Here is an 18,616-nt window from a genome sequence, read left to right as displayed (position 1 = left end):
TAAACACATCGCGCAAATCGGACGAACGATCATGTACGGTACGCTCGGGGATACCTCGTGGAAAGTCTGCGTTAAACGCGGACCTGGTTAAGCTTCGTTCAGGGGCGGCGTCCCGATTGTAAGCTGTAGTTTTGGTTCACGGCAATGCGCTGGCGACAGCAAGGGGCCGACCATGCGGGCGGACACGCATGGCCAGGACGTCGGTCGAGTCGCTGGCATCCTGCCATTCGAGCATGAACGCAGGTTCCGGGTCCTCCGAGTATGGCGGCACAAACGGCTCTTCCTTGTTCTCGATCTTGATTCGACGATTGACGAAGGGCGCCGACGAACTGGCGTAAAGCTGCCGGATGAAATCCAGGCGGCGGTTCAGAAACCAGGCCACGTCCATGACGCCCCATTGGGTGTGTTCGAAACGTTCCGCCGGGCGCCTTGACGGCACCGGCCCCGTGTTCGCTTACTCGGTTGCGCGCGCCTTCTTTTTCTTGACGTATTTATCAACAAAAGCCTTGATGCCCTCGCTTCGTGGGAAAGCCTTCTTCGCCTCGGCGGGCGCGACGATGCCCGCTTCGAGGAGACTGGCCAGCCCATCCTTCCACCGTGTGAGGAGTTTGTCGTTCAGGAACTGTTCGATCTGCTCGAACGTGGCCACGTTGTCGATCGGTGCGCCGGTCGACACGTACAAATCGGCGACCACCTTGTTCCCATCATTGGACGGGAAGGATGTGGTGGCTGCAATGGCGATGATGCGGGCCAGCAGGTCCGCCTCCATGTCCGTCCCGCCACCCGCGCGCATCGTGCTCATGAACACGTTCATAACGTCCGCGCCATACGTGCCGCAAATCAGCAGCGAGTCCTCGCTGTACTTCAACAACAGTTCGGGCTCTGTGTAGCTGGAGTGGTAGATCAGGCGGCGATAACCCTGGGCATAGGCGCTTTCGATCGACGGCAAGAAGGGCAGTTGCTGGATCGCTTCCGGCACGTTCCAATCCTTCGATGGCGTCGAGCGGTGCCGCGCCATGATGCGGGCGGCCGGACCGGCGTGCTCGGTCAGCGTCAACGAGGCTGCCACGAGGTCCATCGCGGAATGTTCGGCGATGACGGCGGACCCGAACAGCAACAAGCCGTTCGTACGTTCAGCGAGCACATCACGCAGAGGTCCCATGAGCGGCGTCGGCAAAGCGTCGGCGGTTCCCGCCGGCGTGACCGGTTTTATCGTCGGCCATGCTCCGGAGAACGGCACGCGCGCTTGCAATTCGCCCTCGTCGGTGACGACGCCGATCAGCGCCGTTTCTTCGTCCACGTGCCCGTCCCTGGACTTGACCATGAGCCGGACGTCCTCGTGGAGCATCTCGGGCATCGGGGAGTCGAGCAGCACCGCGACACGGTGCCCTGAGTCCAGCGCATACCTGCAAGCCGTTTCCAGACGGCTCGCGGTTCCGTCCCAGGATTGCTGATCGAGTTCGAGAGGGCCTACCACCAGCAACGTGCCGCTGGGCACGCGATCCAGGCCGGACGACCAGAGGCCGTATTCACCCAGATCGATGGCGCTGGGACAACCATTGCCGGCGCGTTCGGCGTAGAGCAACGCGCCGTCGGTGGCGTCCTCATACACATCCAGCAGGGCGTCGATCGCCTTCTGGGTGGTCGCGATGTAGACGCCGGGAACGGGACCTGACGGCCAGGTCTGCGGGGCCCCGCGGGCGACGACCGCGCCGGGCGGAGACAGGGCAACGAGCAACTCCTGGGGCGACATGTCGACCGCGTAGCGCTTCTTCAGGCGGAACGCCAAGCGACCGGTCGAGGTGGTATCCAGCTCGGCGGCGGCGACGCGTTCGGGGAACGCCATCACCTCGGGCCAGTTACGAAGCCCGGGCAGCGCTGCGATCAGATCGAGCGCCTGGCCATGACCAAGGGAGGGGTGCGTGGGCTGCAAAAGGCCGCGGACGAGCCCGGCCTGCAGCTTCAACTGCTGCGTATCCATTGCTTTCTCCTGGGCGGCAAATCCGGTGCACGCTTTGCGGACCGCCCATCGAAAACAAGGACCATGGAATGGGGTAGGTGCGGTGACACATCGTCTTCGTCATGCCCCGAAGGGCGCGTGCGGCAGGCGACGACAGCCTGGGCACACTATAGCAGGAACCCTGGCCCCTTCGAAGTGCCATAATCGGAAGCCATAGGCCCAACCGATGGGCGGGGCGGCCTGCTGGAGAAACGGAGGCGCGGTGATCCGAGGCTATACTGAAGACGAGTTTGGAACGAAGCTAGGTGCTGTCTTATCGGCATCGCGACCGATCCACAGCATCGAGTATCTGAAGGGGCGCGACAAGGAGCTTGAAACGATCAAGCAGAGCTTGTATGCACCGGGTCGCCATGTCTTCATCTACGGCGACCGGGGCGTGGGCAAGAGTTCTGTCGGGCAAACGGCCGCGGTTCAATACCAGAGCGCCAGCGCCGCGCCCGTGTTTGTGTCGGGATCGCCGGACGACACGTTCAGTACCGTGATCGCCAACATCGTGACCCAGGCCCTTCGGCAACCTCGAACAGAGGCCGTCAAGACGACCCGCTCGGCCTCCATCGACATGGCCAGGGTGAGGATGTCCGCCGGCACGGAGACCAGTGCGGTGGACATTGCCGACCGGATCCGGTCCATTGGCGATGCCGTCGCGCTGCTGGAAGAGGTCGCCGAGAAACGCGGGGGCAACACGGCGGTCGTGATCGACGAGTTTGACGCGATCCTGGATGCTGGCGAACGTAACAAGTTTGCCGCCCTGCTTAAACAGATGGGCGATCGGTCCGTCAACATCAAGTTTATTTTCACTGGGATCGGAAAGTCCCTCGACGAGCTGCTCGGCGCGCATCAGTCTTCCTACCGCCAGTTGGAGCAGGTCGAGTTGCCGCGCCTGGGCTGGGATGCTCGCCGCGAGATCGTTCAGGCTGCCGCCGATGCATTCGAGATCGAACTCGACAACGACGTCAACTGGCGTATCGCCATGGTGAGCGACGGCTTCCCATACTACGTTCACCTGATCACTGAAAAGATCTTATGGAGCGCCTTTGCGTCCCACAATGACGTCTCACAGATCGACTCAGACCTCTTTCTCCATGGGCTCGGGGAAGCGATTCTCTCGACCGCTGGTGAGTTGAAACGCCCCTATGAAAAGGCTGTTGTTCACCATCCTGAGATGGAGGATCTCGTCTGGGCGACGGCCGACCACGAGGACTTGATCCGATCGCTGGACGGGATTTTCCAGTCTTACCAAGTCGTGATCGGAAAGCGTGCTGATGGACGCCAGGCGCTCGAGCGCAGCCGTTTTGCCTCGCAGCTTCGGAAGCTGAAGGGCACGGCGTACGGCGCGGTGTTGACCCAGCCGGAAGGGCGGCAAGGCCTCTACACCTATACCGAAAAGATGTTGCGTGGCTACGTCCGCATGCAGGCAGAAGCGAACGGCATCGCACTGAGCGGCGAGCGGCCCGCGCCCAGGCAGGCAATGCACGTTGGGAACGCGCGCAGCGGCTATCGCGGTCCGAGCATTCCGCGTGGCGTGCGCACGGACAAGGAGGTCGCCGAATGGGACGATTCGAAGCAGTGATGATGTCCGCCTGACTATGCGATTGTGGCCACCGCGCATGCGAGCCACCAGTGGGGTGTGTGGTGGGCGGATGGGCGCTCCTGCGGTACGCGCCTTTCGGTTACGATGATCGGTTCCCATTTCCAGCTCTGACCATGCTGAAACGCCTTCTTTTGGCCATCGCCATTTGCGCATCCTTCTTGGCGACGACCGCCCAGGCAAGCGATAGCGCGAACCTTCAACCTAACCATGCCGCGGCGTTCGCCGAGGGGCTCTATGCCAAGCCAGGATTGACAGCTTCCGGGGTGAGCGTTCCTCCGCTGTTGGCGGCCAGCGATTCTGCACCCAGGAGTGCGTCAACGGAAAGCAGTGCTGCAGCCGTGGAATCCAGGGCACCGGAACCGGTGACGATTGCTCCTCGCGCGGTTGAGAACGGTGAGCGTTCAACGAGCGGCGCAACCGTCGATCGGTTGGCCAAACCGGAGGAGGGCGTCAAGTGGAGCGACATCCTCCTGGCAGTTGCGACTTTGCTGCTCGCTGCGTTCACGGCGTTCCTCTGGCTGTCGACGCGCGGTCTCCTGATCGAAGCCAAGAGAGCAGGTGTGGTGGCGGAGAACTCGGCAAAAGCGGCACAGTCCAGTGCCGAAGCAGCGGCAAATGCCGTCAAAGCGATCGTTGCGCGGGAGCAGCCGCGGTGGCTAGTCGCGGAAATGGAGATGACGCTACAGCCGATCGTGCTGGAAAATCCGGCGTGGTATGGCGTCGCGACGGTTACGCTTTAGAATGTCGGGCGGACGATTGCCGAGGTGACCGAGGCGGTGATCGGCGTTGGGTTCGGCTACCCACCATCCATACCGGACTATACGGGGTGTCGCAAAACTCAATCGGGATTCGGTAGCACCGTTATGCCCGACGCCACGAAACAGATTGCACTGGCCATTCCGGCGAATGTCCGCTTGGACGCTGCAAAGGTTCAAGCTGTCAATGGCGGTGAGCCGATATGGCTTTACGGTTACGTCCTCTACCGCGATTACCTTGACAGAGAATGGATCAAGGGATTTATAGGCTTTCCATCATCGAACATGGTCTGGTATCCGTGGGCAGGAAGTCAGGACGCGGACCGAGGAGGCGGTACGTTCAATCCCCCGGGTTACGGTGTCGGTCTCGATGCATACACGTACACCCGACTTGTATCTACTCAAGGTTGATGAGATCGACGAAGAGATCAAATGTCCACTCTGACCTCACGCGATCGCCGCTGCCTCGAACCGTTCCTTAACATGGGCAGCGGTTACGTTTTGAACTTCTCCGATCGAACGATGGCCGAGTTTTTTCAAGAACAGCTTGGTCTCGACATCCACGATGAGAAATACCAGTTCAAAGGCCCGTCCAAGGCCAAGCGGATGCGCGCCTTCTGGGAGCTGGAGTCCGACCATACGGTCGCTCGAGCGCTCGACGCGCTGATCGAATGGGGTGAGGAGTTCCGATGCTTGCCGGACGACTCGCAGCAGCGCGGCGCAGTCGACGCGATCATTGCACGGCTGAAACTTAGCAGTCCGGTCCCCGAGGTCGACGCGTTTACGGCGAGTGTCAACGCGCTGGATTTCACCGCTGCGGCGAAGCACATTCGGGCCGCGATCGAGGCCAACGAGCCCGCGACGGCTTTGGACCGCGTGCACGTCTTCATGATGAAGTTCTTGCGCACGCTCTGCGAGCGGCGCGGCATTGCGGTCACGCGCGAGAAACCGTTGCACAGCCTGATGGGTGAGTATGTGAAGAACTTGCGTGGTGCTGGCCACATCGAAAGCGAGATGACCGAGCGAATCCTCAAGACCAGCATATCAAACCTTGAAGCGATGAACGCCGTGCGCAACGACCAAAGCCTGGCGCACGACAACCCCATGCTGAATCACGACGAGGCTGTGCTGATCGTCAGCCACATCGGTGGCCTGGTTCATTTCCTCAAAACCATCGAAGCGAAGGCCCAGGCCAGCCAGTCATGACCACCCAGAAGACATCCAAACGCGGCGAGTTCAACCCCAACTGGCCCGTGCCTGATGAATACCTGCTCGAACTGGGGCGCATGGTGAGCGTGTGGGGTTCCCTCGAATCGACGACTGCGGTCGCGATCTCGAAACTGGCCGGCTACGAGTCTCCGACCGACATCCGCGCGTTGGCGATGGTGGCGCACAGCAACTTCCAGCAGCGGGTGGACATCGTAAGCTCCCTGTGCGGACAGCTCGTGGATCAGGTGCCTCACTTAAAGGATTACGAGGTCGTCATCAAGAAGGTCAGGGCGGCCCAGGCGGGACGCAACAAGTACGCGCACAACGCGCTTTCTCTGGACGAGGATGGTCTGGTTCACATCGCATACATGTCGGCCCGCGGTGCATTCAAGACCAACGTTGAGATCGTGCGGGTCGCGGACATAAAAGAGGTCACCGCCAAGATCCATGAAGCGGCCGTGGCGCTCCATGGATTGATCACCAATACCGCAACCAAACCCATGTGGGAGCGCTGAGACTCAGCAACGTGTTCGCCGCTGTCCGCGAAGACGCTCCATTTCGACGTGGATCTGATTGTGCTTCGTTTCGATGCTGTGCAGTCGGATGTATTCCACGTCCTCCCAAAACCCAGTGATCGCGGTGGCGAACCGATCGAGCAGCTCGCGGGGCAACAGGGCCCGCTCGAACGACGGCGGGGGCGGCGGGCCCACGGGCGGGTTGTCGTCGGACCAGGGGAACGGGGCCGACGACCAGTTGGGCCACAGCTCCTGGTTGCTGCGGAACAGGGCAATGGCGGACCGCCCGTCTCCGTGGCGGCACGCGTTGCCGACCCGTTGCAACAGGTCGAGGTCCGCGTAGCTGGGGAATGCGGTGAGGGCGATGCCTCGGAGTTCGAGCAGAAGACCACTCAACTCGGACAGGCTTCCATCGCGCGCCGTTCGGCGTTGGCGCATGCTCTGGGGCGCGGGCACGATGCAGGAGTTCAGCCAGTTGCGGAGTTGGCGTTCCCATAGCGACTGAATGGAGAGGCAGAACGCCTGGACCGTCGCCTGCAACAGGGCTTGCCCGTCGGCGACGGCGTACATCCAGCCGCTCTCTTGGATGGTGGCTCAGCGCTCGATGTCAGCGTCAATCGCGGCGAGGGCCGGGTGCACCACGCCGTTTAGGAACGCGCGAACCCGCGGGCGGTGCAGGGCGAGCTGGACGTCCTCGAACTCGAAGCGAGTGTCCCAGCGGTGGGTATCGACCGTGATCATAGGCGTTTGCTCAAGCGGAGCGGTCGAAGGGAGCGCACCGATGAAACATCAGGGTGTGTTGGGATGGGGTCACCTTGTGGCTCGGTCAGTGAGGCAGGCGCGGGTCGTTGCGAACCAGTTTGAGTTTGTCGAGATGATCGGCCCAATGTTGCATCATCCCGCGCCGTTCGGGTAAGTACTCGGCATGAACGTACGCAGCAGTAACCTGGTTGCGTTCCGCGTGAGCCAACTGGCGGTCTACAACGTCTCGGCTGTATCCGAGTTCACGTAACATTGTGGCGGCGAGCCCGCGGAAGCCATGCCCTGTCATCCGGGACTTGTAGCCCATGCGATAAAGCGCGAATAGCATAGTGTTGTTCGAAATCGGTGCTCGACCATGTACGCTATAGAACACGTGTGGCCGGTCGCCATTGATTTGCCGGAGCTGCTTTAACACGGCCAGTGATTGCCGTGACAGCGGGACAATATGTGGGTCTCGCATCTTCATTCTCTCGGGCGGGATCCGCCACTCTGCCGCAGTCTCGTCGAACTCTGCCCATTGAGCGCGAATCATTTCCTTCGTCCGGACGAAGGTAAGGGCCATCAATTCTAGCGCCAGTCGGGTAACTGGCTCACCGGGATACGCGGCGATGTCGCGCATGAGCTGCGGGATCTCCAACGGCTTCACTCTGGCCATGTGCTGTACGCCCGGCCCCTTTTTTAAGATCGTTTCCGCATCGATGTCAGCGGACGGGTTACGGGTGCAACGGCCAGTCATGATGGCGTACTGGAATACGGCGCGCGAACGCTGCAACAGTCGCTTGGCGGTTTCCCGGACACCTCGTGCTTCGATTGCGCGGATGATCTCCAGCATTTCCGGCGCTTCGATGTTGGCGATGGGCCGTGAGCCGATCTTCGGGAATGCATCGATCTCCAGCGAGTGGATGACTTTCTCAGCGTAGGTCTCGGTCCATCCTGCGCGCTGATTGTCGAACCACTCGCGCGCAACCGCCTCGAACGAACTAGCGGCTGCGATGCGCGCCGTTCGTTTGACTTCTCTCTTTGCTTCATTGGGATCGATACCCGCCGCAAGCTTTTCCCGCGCCTCGTCACGCTTTTTGCGTGCGACTGCTAGTGAAACGTCAGGGTACACGCCGAGTGCCAGCAACTTTTCCTTGCCGTTGACGCGATATTTGAGTCGCCAGTAGCGCTGACCGGCCGGGGTAACGAGCAGGAACATTCCGCCGCCGTCGAATAACTTCACAGGCTTGTCGCCCGCTTTCGCGTTTTTGACGGCTTTGTCGGTCAAGGGCATGGGGGTATCCCTCCAAGGGGTATCTTGGATACCCCGAGAGATACCCCCAAATACCCCCGGCTGTCGCAGTACGTCCCGGGACGTATACGGAATTGAAAAAACCCGCGAAGCCTTATGTTATCACGGGTTGCCGGAATTCTGGGGATCGCACGAGATGGAAGATTGGTCCCCCCGACAGGAATCGAACCTGTATCTAGCGCTTAGGAGGCGCTTGTTCTATCCATTGAACTACGGGGAGAGCCATGTCCGCGGTATCGTGTGTTGAACACGCGATACGGGACGGCTGTGTGGACAGCGCGCAGAGTATAGCAAACGCGCGGCGCATCGGCGCACGGAATGCGTGCCGATGCGCGGCTGGCGCGTTAAAACGTGGTCGGGAATCGAGAATCGGGAATCAGAAATCGACGACGACGAAATCTTCCTTGCCCACGTCGCACAGCGGGCAGCGCCAGTCGGCGGGAATGTCGGCGAAACGGGTGCCGGCGGGGATGCCTTCATCGGGCAGACCTTCCGCTTCGTTGTAGACCCACCCGCAAATCAGGCAGACCCAGCTCTGGTATTCGGTTACTTCGCTCATGTGGCGCTCGGGATGATGAAAGTCGGTGATGCCGCTTGCGGCACGGCCGGCGGATGAAAGGCGCAATGGTACCGGAATTTCGCCGAACGCCTCGGCAACGTCGTTTTAAACGTACGCATCGCGAACAACCGCCGTCGTCGCGCGGGTCGGGCACGCAGTGTATGCTTCGTGAGCCTTTCAATCTGAAGGAGGAAACGATGCTCAACAAGAAATGGATCGCGGGCGCGGTTTGTGTCGCGGCATTGGCCATGTCGACGCTCGCGCGTGCCGAGGCGCGCGTGTTCTTCGTCGAGCCGAAGGACGGCGCGACGGTATCGAGCCCCGTGCACGTGAAATTCGGCCTCGAAGGGATGGAACTCAAGCCGGCCGGCGACATGACGCCGGACACGGGCCACCATCACCTGCTGATCGACGGCAAGCCGGTGCCGAAGGGCGACGTGATCCCGGCCACCGACCATTCGCTGCACTTCGGCAAGGGCCAGACCGAAACCGACTTGAAGCTGCCGCCTGGCCAGCACACGCTGACGCTGCAATTCGGCGACGGCGCACACCGTTCGTACGGTCCGGAAATGAGCTCGACGATCACGATCAACGTGCAGTAAAACGCGCCGCCCGCAGCGGACGCCCGGCCGGGAACTGCGGCCGGATGTCCGCCGCAGGCCTTGCGCAACGCCAAGGCATCGCATGCGGGCCCCTCCACCGGGCACACGCCGTCACGCACCCGCAGCGTAAAAAGAAGCGCACATCGGCCTAGTCCGTTCGGCCATCCCGGCGCGGACGTCCGCCACCGGTACAATGGGCGCTTCCGATTTCTCTCTTCGCCGTCTCCCCATGTCGCTCTATTCCATTACCGGCGCGCAACTCGCGTTCGGTCACGTCGCGTTGCTGGACCACGCGGACTTCTCGCTGGAGGCCGGCGAGCGCGTCGGCCTGATCGGTCGCAACGGCGCGGGCAAGTCGTCGCTGCTGAAGATCGTTGCAGGGCTGGCGAAGCCCGACGACGGGCTGATCACGCGCCAGCAGGAGCTCGTGACCGTCTACGTGCCGCAGGAGCCCGAATTCGAGCCCGGCGCGACGGTGTTCGACGCGGTGGCGTCGGGGCTTACGCATACGCGCGAAGTCCTCGAAGAATACGACTCGATCGCGCACCGTCTTGCGGAGACGCCGGAAGGTGCCGAGCACGACGCGCTGCTCGCGCGGATGAACGCGCTGCAGTCGTCGCTCGATACGCACGACGCGTGGAACTGGCGCACGCGTGTGTCGATGACGCTCGCACAGATCGGCCTGACGGACGGCGACGCACAGGTCGACGCGCTGTCGGGCGGGATGCAGAAGCGTGTCGCGCTGGCACGCGCGCTGGTGTTGCAGCCCGACGTGCTGCTGCTTGACGAACCGACCAACCACCTCGACTTCGACGGCATCCGCTGGCTGGAAGAGCTGCTGGTCACGCAGCGCGCGGGCCTGCTGTTCATTACGCACGATCGCGCGTTCCTCGACCGCGTCGCGACGCGCATCGTCGACCTCGATCGCGGCGGTCTGCTGTCGTATCCGGGCAATTTCTCGGCGTACCAGACGCGCAAGGCGCAGCAGCTGGAAGTCGAGCGCGTGGAAAACGAAAAGTTCGACAAGCTGCTCGCGCAGGAAGAAGTGTGGATCCGCAAGGGCGTCGAGGCGCGCCGCACGCGCAGCGTCGGGCGCATCGCGCGGCTCGTGCAGATGCGCAACGATCGCGCGGAGCGCCGCAACGCGCAAGGCAACGTGAAGCTCGACGTCGCGCAGGGCGAGAAGTCGGGCAAGATCGTCGCGGAGCTGACCGACGTGACGAAACGCTACGGCGATCGCACGGTGGTCGACACTTTCTCGACGACGGTCATGCGCGGCGACAAGATCGGTTTCGTGGGCCCGAACGGCGCGGGCAAGACGACGCTGCTCAAGCTGATCCTCGGTGAGCTGAAGCCCGACGCAGGCACGGTGCGCACCGGCACGAACCTGCAGGTTGCTTACTTCGACCAGATGCGCGCGCAGCTCGACCAGGAAAAGAGCCTGGCCGACACGATCAGCCCGGGCAGCGAATGGGTCGAGATCGGCGGCGTGCGCAAGCACGTGATGAGCTATCTCGGCGACTTCCTGTTCGCGCCGGAACGCGCGCGTTCGCCGGTGAAGTCGCTGTCGGGCGGCGAGCGCAACCGGCTGCTGCTCGCACGCCTGTTCGCGCGCCCGGCCAACGTGCTGGTGCTCGACGAACCGACCAACGACCTCGACATCCCGACACTCGAACTGCTCGAAGAGCTGCTGGCCGATTACGACGGCACGGTGCTGCTCGTCAGCCACGACCGCGCATTCCTCGACAACGTCGTGACGTCGGTGATCGCGGCCGAAGGCGACGGCAAGTGGCGCGAGTACGTCGGCGGCTTCACCGACTGGCAGATCCAGAGCGAGCGGTCGCAGCAGCTCGCGCAGCAGGAAGCGGCGAAGCGCGCCGTGAAAGACGCGGCGCCGGTCAAGGACGAGGCGGCGAAAAGCGCGGCCGGCCGCAACGCGCAGCGCACGGTGAAGCTGTCGTTCAACGAGCAGCGCGAACTCGATGCGCTGCCGGAGAAGATCGCCGCGCTCGAGGAAGAACAGAAGACGATCAACGCGCAGCTCGAGGACGGCTCGATCTTCGCGAAGGATCCGCAGGAAGGCACGCGCCTGACCGAGCGGTTCGCGGCGATCGACGACGAACTGCTCGCCGCGCTCGAGCGGTGGGAGACGCTCGAGGCGAAACGCAAACCGGTCTGACCCACGGCACGCGGGCCGCCGGGCCGGTGCCGCACGCGCGGTGGCCGGCCGGTGGCGCGGTGTGACGATCTTGCGGTGGCGCGCCACGCGGAACCAGTAAAATACCGCGCGTCCCGGGCCGCGCAGCGCATGCCGCGCGCCCGCTTTCGGAGCAGTCCAAGCACACCGTTGTTTCGATTCGCTTTTTTACGGAACTCAACGCTTTGTCCACGACGTTATCCACACGAGATGTGGAAAACGTCCCGATGAACGACGAAATTCAGCGCCTATGTCAACGAAGAAGCCCAGCGCGGCCTACAGCGAAGCATCGATCAAGGTGCTCAAGGGCCTCGAGCCGGTCAAGCAGCGGCCCGGCATGTACACCCGTACCGAAAATCCGCTGCACATCATTCAGGAAGTCATCGACAACGCGTCCGACGAGGCACTCGGCGGCTACGGCAAGCAGATCACGGTCACGCTGCACGCCGATCAGTCGGTGTCGGTCGAGGACGACGGCCGCGGCATCCCGTTCGGGCTGCATCCCGAGGAAGGCGTGCCGGTCGTCGAGATCGTGTTCACGCGCCTGCACGCAGGCGGCAAGTTCGACAAGGCCGCCGGCGGCGCATATACGTTCTCGGGCGGCCTGCACGGCGTCGGCGTGTCGGTGACGAACGCGCTCGCGACGCGCCTCGACGTGACGGTCTGGCGCGACGGCAAGATCGCCGAGCTCGGTTTCGCCGACGGCGATGTCGTCAAGCCGCTCGTGACGCAAGGCGCGGGCCGCGGCGAGAAGAAATCCGGCACGCGCGTGCAGGTGTGGCCGAATCCGAAGTACTTCGACTCGCCGAACCTGCCGCTCGGCGAACTGCAGCGCTTGCTGCGCTCGAAGGCCGTACTGCTGCCGGGCGTCGAGGTCGTGCTCGTCAACGAGAAGACCGGCGAGCGTCAGACATGGAAGTACGAGGACGGCCTGCGCGGCTACCTGCTCGACGAGATGAACGGCAGCGAGCTGCTGATCCCGCTGTTCGAAGGCGAGCGCTTCGCCGATGCGCGTTCGGCCGACGACACGTTCGCCGAGGGCGAGGGCGCATCGTGGGTCGTCGCATGGAGCGAGGAAGGCTCCCTCGTGCGCGAGTCGTACGTGAACCTGATTCCGACGCCGGCCGGCGGCACACACGAGTCGGGCTTGCGCGACGGTCTCTATCAGGCGGTGAAAAGCTTCGTCGAGCTGCACAACCTGCAGCCGAAGGGCGTGAAGCTGCTCGCGGAAGACGTGTTCGCGCGCGTGTCGTTCGTGCTGTCCGCGAAAGTGCTCGATCCGCAGTTCCAGGGGCAGATCAAGGAACGCCTGAACAGCCGCGACGCGGTGAAGCTCGTGTCGTCGTTCTCGCGTCCCGCGCTCGAACTGTGGCTGAACCAGCACGTCGAGCACGGCAAGAAGCTCGCGGAGCTCGTGATCAAGCAGGCGCAGGCGCGCACGCGCGCGGGCCAGAAGGTCGAGAAGCGCAAGAGCTCGGGCGTCGCGGTGCTGCCGGGCAAGCTGACCGACTGCGAGACGGAAGATATCGCGCGCAACGAACTGTTCCTCGTCGAGGGCGACTCGGCGGGCGGTTCCGCGAAGATGGGCCGCGACAAGGAATACCAGGCGATCCTGCCGCTGCGCGGCAAGGTGTTGAACACATGGGAAACCGAGCGCGATCGCCTGTTCGCGAACAACGAGGTGCACGACATCTCGGTTGCGATCGGCGTCGATCCGCACAGCCCCGACGACACCGTCGACCTGTCGAACCTGCGCTACGGCAAGATCTGCATCCTGTCGGACGCTGACGTCGACGGTTCGCACATCCAGGTGCTGCTGCTCACGCTGTTCTTCAAGCATTTCCCGCAGCTGATCGAGCGTGGGCACGTGCACGTCGCGCGGCCGCCGCTGTTCCGCATCGATGCGCCCGCGCGCGGCAAGAAGCCCGCGCAGAAGCTCTATGCCCTCGATGAAGGCGAACTCGAAGCGACGCTCGACAAGCTGCGCAAGGACGGCGTGCGCGACACGCAATGGAGCATCAGCCGCTTCAAGGGTCTCGGCGAAATGAGCGCCGAGCAGCTGTGGGACACGACGATGAACCCCGACACGCGCCGCCTGATGCCGGTGAAGCTCGGCGAGCTCGACTACGAGGCGACCGTCGCGCGGATGACGATGCTGATGGGCAAGGGCGAGGCAGCCGCGCGGCGCGGCTGGCTCGAGGAAAAGGGCAACGACGTCGAAGCGGATATTTAGTGCAGTGTTCGACGCCGATCGGCACTGATGCGCAGCGGGTTCGCGCCCGTGGCGGCGTCGCAAATCCTTGTGATGCCGTCTGGCATCGCTGCGGTTTGCTTCTTGCCGCGAACGCGAACCCGCTGGCGCATCGGCACCGTCTGGCATCGAACGCTACACCGCGCCTGCGCGGCCGGGCATGACGCCCGGCCCGGCCTCATGCCACTTACGAATACGGAATTCAGATGGACGACAATACTTCCGATCTCTTCGCCGGGTCCGACGCACCGGACGCCGATGCGCTGACGCTCGGCAACTACGCGGAGCAGGCGTATCTCAGCTATGCGGTCAGCGTCGTGAAGAGCCGCGCGCTGCCCGACGTGTGCGACGGCCAGAAGCCGGTGCAGCGCCGGATCCTGTTCGCGATGAACGAAATGGGCCTCGGCCCCGATGCGAAGCCGGTGAAATCGGCGCGCGTGGTTGGCGACGTGCTGGGTAAATACCACCCGCACGGCGACCAGTCGGCGTACGACGCGCTCGTGCGTCTCGCGCAGGACTTCTCGCTGCGTTACCCGCTGATCGACGGGCAGGGCAACTTCGGCTCGCGCGACGGCGATGGCGCGGCGGCGATGCGATACACCGAAGCGCGGCTCACGCCGATTTCGAAACTGCTGCTCGACGAGATCGACCAGGGCACGGTCGATTTCATGCCGAACTACGACGGCTCGTTCGAGGAACCGAAGACGCTGCCGAGCCGCATGCCGTTCAGCAACACGAACGGCGCGCCGGGCATCGCAGTCGGTCTCGCGACGGAAATTCCGTCGCACAACCTGCGCGAAGTCGCGGCGGCGGCAGTCGCGTTGATCCGCAATCCGAAGCTCACGCACGCGGAGCTGATGAACCTGATTCCCGGCCCGGATTTCCCGGGCGGCGGCCAGATCATCTCGAGCGACGCCGAAATCTCGGCGGCATACGAATCCGGCCGCGGCAGCCTGAAGGTGCGTGCGAAATGGAAGATCGAGGATCTCGCGCGCGGCCAGTGGCAGCTCGTCGTCACCGAATTGCCGCCGAACACGTCGGGCCAGAAGGTGCTCGAGGAAATCGAGGAACTCACCAACCCGAAGCTCAAGCTCGGCAAGAAGACGCTCACGCCCGAACAGCTGAACACGAAGAAGGCGATGCTTGACCTGCTCGATGCGGTGCGCGACGAGTCGGGCAAGGAGGCGGCGGTGCGGCTCGTGTTCGAGCCGAAGTCGCGCACGATCGACCAGACGGAATTCGTGAACACGTTGCTCGCGTATACGAGCCTCGAATCGAACGCGACGCTGAACCTCGTGATGATCGGCGCCGACGGCCGGCCGGGCCAGAAGGGCCTGCTGACGATCCTCGACGAGTGGGTGAAGTTTCGCCAGCTGACGATGACGCGCCGTTGCCGCCATCGTCTCGCGAAGGTCGACGACCGCATCCACATCCTCGAAGGGCGGATGATCGTCTTCCTGAACATCGATGAGGTGATCCGCATCATCCGCGAATCGGACGAGCCGAAGGCCGCGCTGATGAGCGCGTTCGGCCTCAGCGAGCGGCAGGCCGAGGATATCCTCGAAATCCGCCTGCGCCAGCTCGCGCGGCTCGAGAAGATCAAGATCGAGAAGGAACTCGACGCGCTACGCGACGAGAAGGCGAAGCTCGAGGAACTGCTCGCGAATGAAAGCGCGATGAAGCGGCTGATGATCAAGGAGATCGAGGCCGATGCGAAGCAGTACGGCGACGATCGCCGCACGCTGATCCAGCAGGAAAAGCGCGCGACGTTCGAGGCGAAGGTCGTCGACGAGCCGGTGACGGTCGTCGTGTCGCAAAAGGGCTGGGTGCGTGCGCTGAAAGGCCACGGGCTCGATCCGGCGAGCTTCTCGTTCAAGGCCGGCGACAGCCTGTACGCGGCGTTCCAGTGCCGCACGCCGGATCGTCTGATCGCGTGGGGCAGCAGCGGCCGCGTGTACTCGGTCGACGTATCGGTGCTGCCGGGCGGGCGCGGTGACGGCGTGCCGGTCACGTCGCTGATCGAGCTCGAATCGGGCTCGCACCTGATGCACTACTATGCGGCGCCGGTCGACCAGCAACTGCTGCTCGCGTCGAGCAACGGCTTCGGCTTCCTCGCGAAGGTCGGCGACATGGTGAGCCGCGTGAAGGCCGGCAAGTCGTTCATGACGATCGACACGGGCGCGGTGCCGCTCGCGCCGATGCCGGTGCTGCCGAACGCGACGCAGGTCGCGTGTCTGTCGAGCGGCGGTCGCCTGCTGGTGTTCGGGATGGACGAGATGAAGACGCTGTCCGGCGGCGGGCGCGGCGTGATCCTGATGGCGCTCGAGGACAAGGAAACGCTCGTGCAGGCGCTCGCGATCGATCCGGCCGGCGTCGTGCTGATCGGCACCGGCCGCGGCGGCAAGGCGCAGGACGACACGCTGTCGTATGCGGGGCTCGCGCCGCACATCGGCAAGCGCGCGCGCAAGGGCCGCGCGCCGGACACGAAGCTCAAGGTCGTCAACGAACTGCGTCCGATGCTCGGCTGACGCTCGATCCGCTCGCCGGCTCGACCGGCATCGAAGGCTGCACCTCCGCTTCGGCGTGCGTGCGGCCTTTCCTTTTGCGGCGACGCCGTATTCAGGTAGGCGAGAGTGGCGCCGTCGCGCGGAACTTGCAAAATATTGTGAAATGCTGCCAGGGGTCTGAACCGAGCGGCGGTCCGCCGGTCGAACGTCGCTTGATACCGCGCGTGACGCGGCTGTTCGTTGCACTCAACCCATCACAGGATTGCCGCCATGTCCCACGCTGTTTCCGTCGCGTTGTTTCTTCATCTGCTGGCCGTTGCCGTGTGGGTGGGCGGCATGGTTTTTGCGAACTTCTGCCTGCGCCCGGCACTGTCCGACCTGACGCCGCAACTGCGGCTGCCGTTGATCGAGGGCGTGTTCGGCCGTTTCTTCAACTGGGTGTCCGGCTCGGTGATCGTGATCCTGCTGTCCGGCGGCTTCCTGCTCATGGCGTTCGGCGGCGCGCACGCGACGTGGACCCTGCACGCGATGGCCGGGCTCGGCGTCGTGATGATGCTGATCTTCGGTCATATCCGCTTCGCGCTGTTCCCGCGCATCCGCCGTGCGGTACAGGCGCAGAACTGGCCGGACGGCGCGCGCGCGGTGAACACGGTGCGCCTGCTCGTCGTCGTCAATCTCGTGCTGGGCGTCGTGACGATCGGCGCGGCGGTGCTGTCGCGCGGCTTCTGAGCCTGCGGCGCCGCCCGGCGCCGATTGCCTGCGCGGTGCCGCGCCGCTACGTGGCCAGCATCGCGTCGAGCAGCCACGAGCCGGCCGGGCCGAGCGGCCGGTTGCGCGACCACACCGCATCCACCCGCACGCGGCGCGGCCAGCCGCGCGAGCGCAGCTCGCACAGGCGATCGCGCGCGAAGTGCTCCACCATCCAGCGCGGCAGCTCGGCCCAGCCGAACCCCAGCACGGCCATCTCAAGCAGCATCAGATAGCTCGGCGCGAGCCAGCGCTGCGTGCCGACGACGATCCGGTCGTCGGCGCTGCGATCCTCCGGTTTCACATAGGTATTGAGCCGCAGCTCGCGCGCGTCGCGCAGCGCCGCATGCGGCACGTCGGCGTCGCCGTATTGCGCAAGCGCATGCATACGCCCGACGAACAGGCCGATCTCGGATTCCTCCGCCACCGTCGCCGCACCGATATCGGGCGGATAGCCCGCGCGCGCGGCCATCAGCCCGAGTTGCGCGCGGCCCTGCTGGATCAGGTCGAGCACGTCCTCGTGCTCGGCGATCTGGCATTCGAGCTCGAGCGCCGGAAAGCGCTGTTCGAGTGCCATCAACGTTTCCTCGTAACGCTTCGACTGGTACGTGTCGGACACGACGAGCGTGAGCCGCGCTTCCTCGCCTTGCGCGAGCCGCGCCGCCATGCGGTCGATCGCCGCGCCAGCCTCCAGCGCACGCTGCACCTGCGGCAGCAGCGCGCGTCCGGCGTCGGTCAGCGTCGGGGTGCGTGTCGAGCGATCGAACAACTGCACGCCGAGGTCGATCTCGAGGTTCGCGATCGCCTCGGAAATCGTCGACTGGCGCTTGCCGAGCTTGCGTGCGGCGGCCGTGAACGAGCCGAGCAGCGCGGCTTCGGCAAACGCGAGCAGGGCTTCGGGAGCATGGCGCATGCAGCGATCCTCACGGCGTTATATCGGTAAAACCGATGATATCAAACTGGATTGGTATGGTTTCGCCGATCAAAATGGCCGCATGAACTGAATATACGAACCGGAGGGAATCATGAAACAGGTGAACAAAACGGTGACGGAACGCCTCGTGCATGCGCTGACGTTCGAACTCGTGGCGATCGCACTGTGCGCGCCGATCGGCGCATGGCTGCTCGACATGCCGGTATCGCACGTCGGCGTGCTGACGGTGATGGTGTCGCTGATCGCGATGGCGTGGAACATGACATTCAATACGCTGTTCGACCGCCTCGAACGGCGCGCGGGCTTGACGCGGACGCTCGGCATGCGGGTCGCGCATGCGGTCGCGTTCGAACTGGGTCTGGTCGCGATGGTGGTGCCGGTTGCTGCTTGGTGGCTGGACGTGAGCCTCGTCGAGGCGCTGTTGCTCGACCTCGGCATCGTGCTGTTCTTCCTGCCTTACACGTTCTGCTTCAACCTCGCGTACGACGCGCTGCGCGCACGCTGGGTCGCACGCCGCGTCGCGGTGCAGGCGGGCTGAGCGGGGCGGGGATGTCGAGCGGGCGGGCGCCGTCGCGATCTCGGCCGTCCGTCAGCGGGCGGCCGCCCACAGCCACACGCCGCACACGATCGCGACGGCGCCGGAGACGGCCTACCAGGGAACCTTGAAGCGGGTGAA

Annotated in this window: 18 protein-coding genes and 1 tRNA gene; 11 read left to right on the top strand and 8 right to left on the bottom strand. The window is 63.9% G+C overall.

Annotation, left to right across the window (positions count from 1 at the left end):
* Positions 1-136 precede the first annotated feature (136 nt).
* On the bottom strand, positions 137-388 hold the full coding sequence (locus J7024_RS24905) for a hypothetical protein (RefSeq protein WP_175796183.1): 252 nt from the start codon (positions 386-388) through the stop codon (positions 137-139).
* 66 nt (positions 389-454) lie between these two features.
* The gene (locus J7024_RS24900) at positions 455-1,981 is read right to left on the bottom strand and encodes a hypothetical protein (RefSeq protein WP_234745564.1); all 1,527 of its coding nucleotides are present in this window, start codon (positions 1,979-1,981) and stop codon (positions 455-457) included.
* Positions 1,982-2,222: 241 nt separating this feature from the next.
* Here J7024_RS24900 and J7024_RS24895 point away from each other — a divergent pair, with 241 nt between their 5' ends.
* The 5 genes from J7024_RS24895 (at position 2,223) to J7024_RS24875 (ending at position 6,090) form a co-directional block, all read left to right on the top strand.
* Positions 2,223-3,590: an AAA family ATPase gene (locus tag J7024_RS24895; RefSeq protein WP_175796181.1), complete on the top strand. Its 1,368-nt coding sequence runs from the start codon at positions 2,223-2,225 to the stop codon at positions 3,588-3,590.
* A 134-nt stretch (positions 3,591-3,724) separates the two neighbouring features.
* Positions 3,725-4,351 carry a hypothetical protein gene (locus tag J7024_RS24890; protein WP_175796180.1) on the top strand — a complete coding sequence of 209 codons (627 nt, stop codon included), beginning with the start codon at positions 3,725-3,727 and terminating at the stop codon, positions 4,349-4,351.
* Positions 4,352-4,375: 24 nt separating this feature from the next.
* Positions 4,376-4,777 carry a hypothetical protein gene (locus J7024_RS24885; protein WP_234745563.1) on the top strand — a complete coding sequence of 134 codons (402 nt, stop codon included), beginning with the start codon at positions 4,376-4,378 and terminating at the stop codon, positions 4,775-4,777.
* 21 nt (positions 4,778-4,798) lie between these two features.
* Entirely contained in the window at positions 4,799-5,572 is a 774-nt protein-coding gene (locus J7024_RS24880) for an abortive infection family protein (RefSeq protein WP_175761487.1), read from the top strand.
* On the top strand, positions 5,569-6,090 hold the full coding sequence (locus J7024_RS24875; protein WP_175761486.1) for a hypothetical protein: 522 nt from the start codon (positions 5,569-5,571) through the stop codon (positions 6,088-6,090). Before J7024_RS24880 ends, J7024_RS24875 begins: the two co-directional genes overlap by 4 nt.
* Before the next feature lie 3 nt (positions 6,091-6,093).
* On the opposite strand, the gene J7024_RS24870 is transcribed toward J7024_RS24875, so the two are convergent.
* The 5 genes from J7024_RS24870 to J7024_RS24850 form a co-directional block, all read right to left on the bottom strand.
* The gene (locus tag J7024_RS24870; RefSeq protein ID WP_234745562.1) at positions 6,094-6,660 is read right to left on the bottom strand and encodes a hypothetical protein; all 567 of its coding nucleotides are present in this window, start codon (positions 6,658-6,660) and stop codon (positions 6,094-6,096) included.
* Positions 6,661-6,684: 24 nt separating this feature from the next.
* The gene (locus J7024_RS24865) at positions 6,685-6,831 is read right to left on the bottom strand and encodes a hypothetical protein (protein ID WP_175761482.1); all 147 of its coding nucleotides are present in this window, start codon (positions 6,829-6,831) and stop codon (positions 6,685-6,687) included.
* Positions 6,832-6,916: 85 nt separating this feature from the next.
* Complete coding sequence (locus tag J7024_RS24860) at positions 6,917-8,125, bottom strand: tyrosine-type recombinase/integrase (RefSeq protein WP_124827700.1); 1,209 nt, start codon at positions 8,123-8,125, stop codon at positions 6,917-6,919.
* A gap of 163 nt (positions 8,126-8,288) precedes the next feature.
* Positions 8,289-8,363, bottom strand: a tRNA-Arg gene (locus J7024_RS24855).
* A gap of 156 nt (positions 8,364-8,519) precedes the next feature.
* On the bottom strand, positions 8,520-8,702 hold the full coding sequence (locus J7024_RS24850; protein WP_006478164.1) for a rubredoxin: 183 nt from the start codon (positions 8,700-8,702) through the stop codon (positions 8,520-8,522).
* 197 nt (positions 8,703-8,899) lie between these two features.
* Here J7024_RS24850 and J7024_RS24845 point away from each other — a divergent pair, with 197 nt between their 5' ends.
* The 5 genes from J7024_RS24845 to J7024_RS24825 all read left to right on the top strand — a co-directional run bounded on the left by J7024_RS24845 (position 8,900) and on the right by J7024_RS24825 (position 16,988).
* On the top strand, positions 8,900-9,304 hold the full coding sequence (locus J7024_RS24845; RefSeq protein ID WP_124827661.1) for a DUF4399 domain-containing protein: 405 nt from the start codon (positions 8,900-8,902) through the stop codon (positions 9,302-9,304).
* A gap of 229 nt (positions 9,305-9,533) precedes the next feature.
* Complete coding sequence (locus J7024_RS24840; protein WP_124827660.1) at positions 9,534-11,483, top strand: ATP-binding cassette domain-containing protein; 1,950 nt, start codon at positions 9,534-9,536, stop codon at positions 11,481-11,483.
* 268 nt (positions 11,484-11,751) lie between these two features.
* A complete protein-coding gene (locus J7024_RS24835) occupies positions 11,752-13,734 on the top strand; it encodes a DNA topoisomerase IV subunit B (protein ID WP_124827659.1) in 1,983 nt (660 codons plus the stop codon).
* 224 nt (positions 13,735-13,958) lie between these two features.
* Positions 13,959-16,280: a DNA topoisomerase IV subunit A gene (gene parC, locus J7024_RS24830; RefSeq protein WP_234745561.1), complete on the top strand. Its 2,322-nt coding sequence runs from the start codon at positions 13,959-13,961 to the stop codon at positions 16,278-16,280.
* A gap of 249 nt (positions 16,281-16,529) precedes the next feature.
* Positions 16,530-16,988 carry a CopD family protein gene (locus tag J7024_RS24825; protein ID WP_096502111.1) on the top strand — a complete coding sequence of 153 codons (459 nt, stop codon included), beginning with the start codon at positions 16,530-16,532 and terminating at the stop codon, positions 16,986-16,988.
* Positions 16,989-17,034: 46 nt separating this feature from the next.
* Here the strand turns inward: J7024_RS24825 and J7024_RS24820 are convergent, their stop codons facing one another.
* Positions 17,035-17,919: a LysR family transcriptional regulator gene (locus tag J7024_RS24820; RefSeq protein ID WP_124827657.1), complete on the bottom strand. Its 885-nt coding sequence runs from the start codon at positions 17,917-17,919 to the stop codon at positions 17,035-17,037.
* Positions 17,920-18,031: 112 nt separating this feature from the next.
* On the opposite strand from J7024_RS24820, the gene J7024_RS24815 reads away from it, so the two are divergent.
* Positions 18,032-18,478 (top strand): multidrug/biocide efflux PACE transporter, encoded by a 447-nt coding sequence (locus J7024_RS24815; protein ID WP_124827656.1) that lies wholly within the window; start codon positions 18,032-18,034, stop codon positions 18,476-18,478.
* Positions 18,479-18,616: the final 138 nt, after the last annotated feature.

Source organism: Burkholderia sp. WTPI3 (genome assembly GCF_021483755.1).
Lineage (GTDB): Bacteria > Pseudomonadota > Gammaproteobacteria > Burkholderiales > Burkholderiaceae > Burkholderia.
Note: the sequence above shows the minus strand (reverse complement) of the source record. Positions and strands in the feature narration are given on the sequence as shown.

Coding starts and splice junctions, on each gene's coding strand:
- J7024_RS24860 (WP_124827700.1), bottom strand. CDS start 8,125: ATGCCCTTGACCGACAAAGCCGTCAAAAACGCGAAAGCGGGCGACAAG.
- J7024_RS24905 (WP_175796183.1), bottom strand. CDS start 388: ATGGACGTGGCCTGGTTTCTGAACCGCCGCCTGGATTTCATCCGGCAG.
- J7024_RS24820 (WP_124827657.1), bottom strand. CDS start 17,919: ATGCGCCATGCTCCCGAAGCCCTGCTCGCGTTTGCCGAAGCCGCGCTG.
- J7024_RS24870 (WP_234745562.1), bottom strand. CDS start 6,660: ATGTACGCCGTCGCCGACGGGCAAGCCCTGTTGCAGGCGACGGTCCAG.
- J7024_RS24900 (WP_234745564.1), bottom strand. CDS start 1,981: ATGGATACGCAGCAGTTGAAGCTGCAGGCCGGGCTCGTCCGCGGCCTT.
- J7024_RS24845 (WP_124827661.1), top strand. CDS start 8,900: ATGCTCAACAAGAAATGGATCGCGGGCGCGGTTTGTGTCGCGGCATTG.
- J7024_RS24840 (WP_124827660.1), top strand. CDS start 9,534: ATGTCGCTCTATTCCATTACCGGCGCGCAACTCGCGTTCGGTCACGTC.
- J7024_RS24890 (WP_175796180.1), top strand. CDS start 3,725: ATGCTGAAACGCCTTCTTTTGGCCATCGCCATTTGCGCATCCTTCTTG.
- J7024_RS24850 (WP_006478164.1), bottom strand. CDS start 8,702: ATGAGCGAAGTAACCGAATACCAGAGCTGGGTCTGCCTGATTTGCGGG.
- parC (WP_234745561.1), top strand. CDS start 13,959: ATGGACGACAATACTTCCGATCTCTTCGCCGGGTCCGACGCACCGGAC.
- J7024_RS24835 (WP_124827659.1), top strand. CDS start 11,752: ATGTCAACGAAGAAGCCCAGCGCGGCCTACAGCGAAGCATCGATCAAG.
- J7024_RS24815 (WP_124827656.1), top strand. CDS start 18,032: ATGAAACAGGTGAACAAAACGGTGACGGAACGCCTCGTGCATGCGCTG.
- J7024_RS24865 (WP_175761482.1), bottom strand. CDS start 6,831: ATGATCACGGTCGATACCCACCGCTGGGACACTCGCTTCGAGTTCGAG.
- J7024_RS24825 (WP_096502111.1), top strand. CDS start 16,530: ATGTCCCACGCTGTTTCCGTCGCGTTGTTTCTTCATCTGCTGGCCGTT.
- J7024_RS24880 (WP_175761487.1), top strand. CDS start 4,799: ATGTCCACTCTGACCTCACGCGATCGCCGCTGCCTCGAACCGTTCCTT.
- J7024_RS24875 (WP_175761486.1), top strand. CDS start 5,569: ATGACCACCCAGAAGACATCCAAACGCGGCGAGTTCAACCCCAACTGG.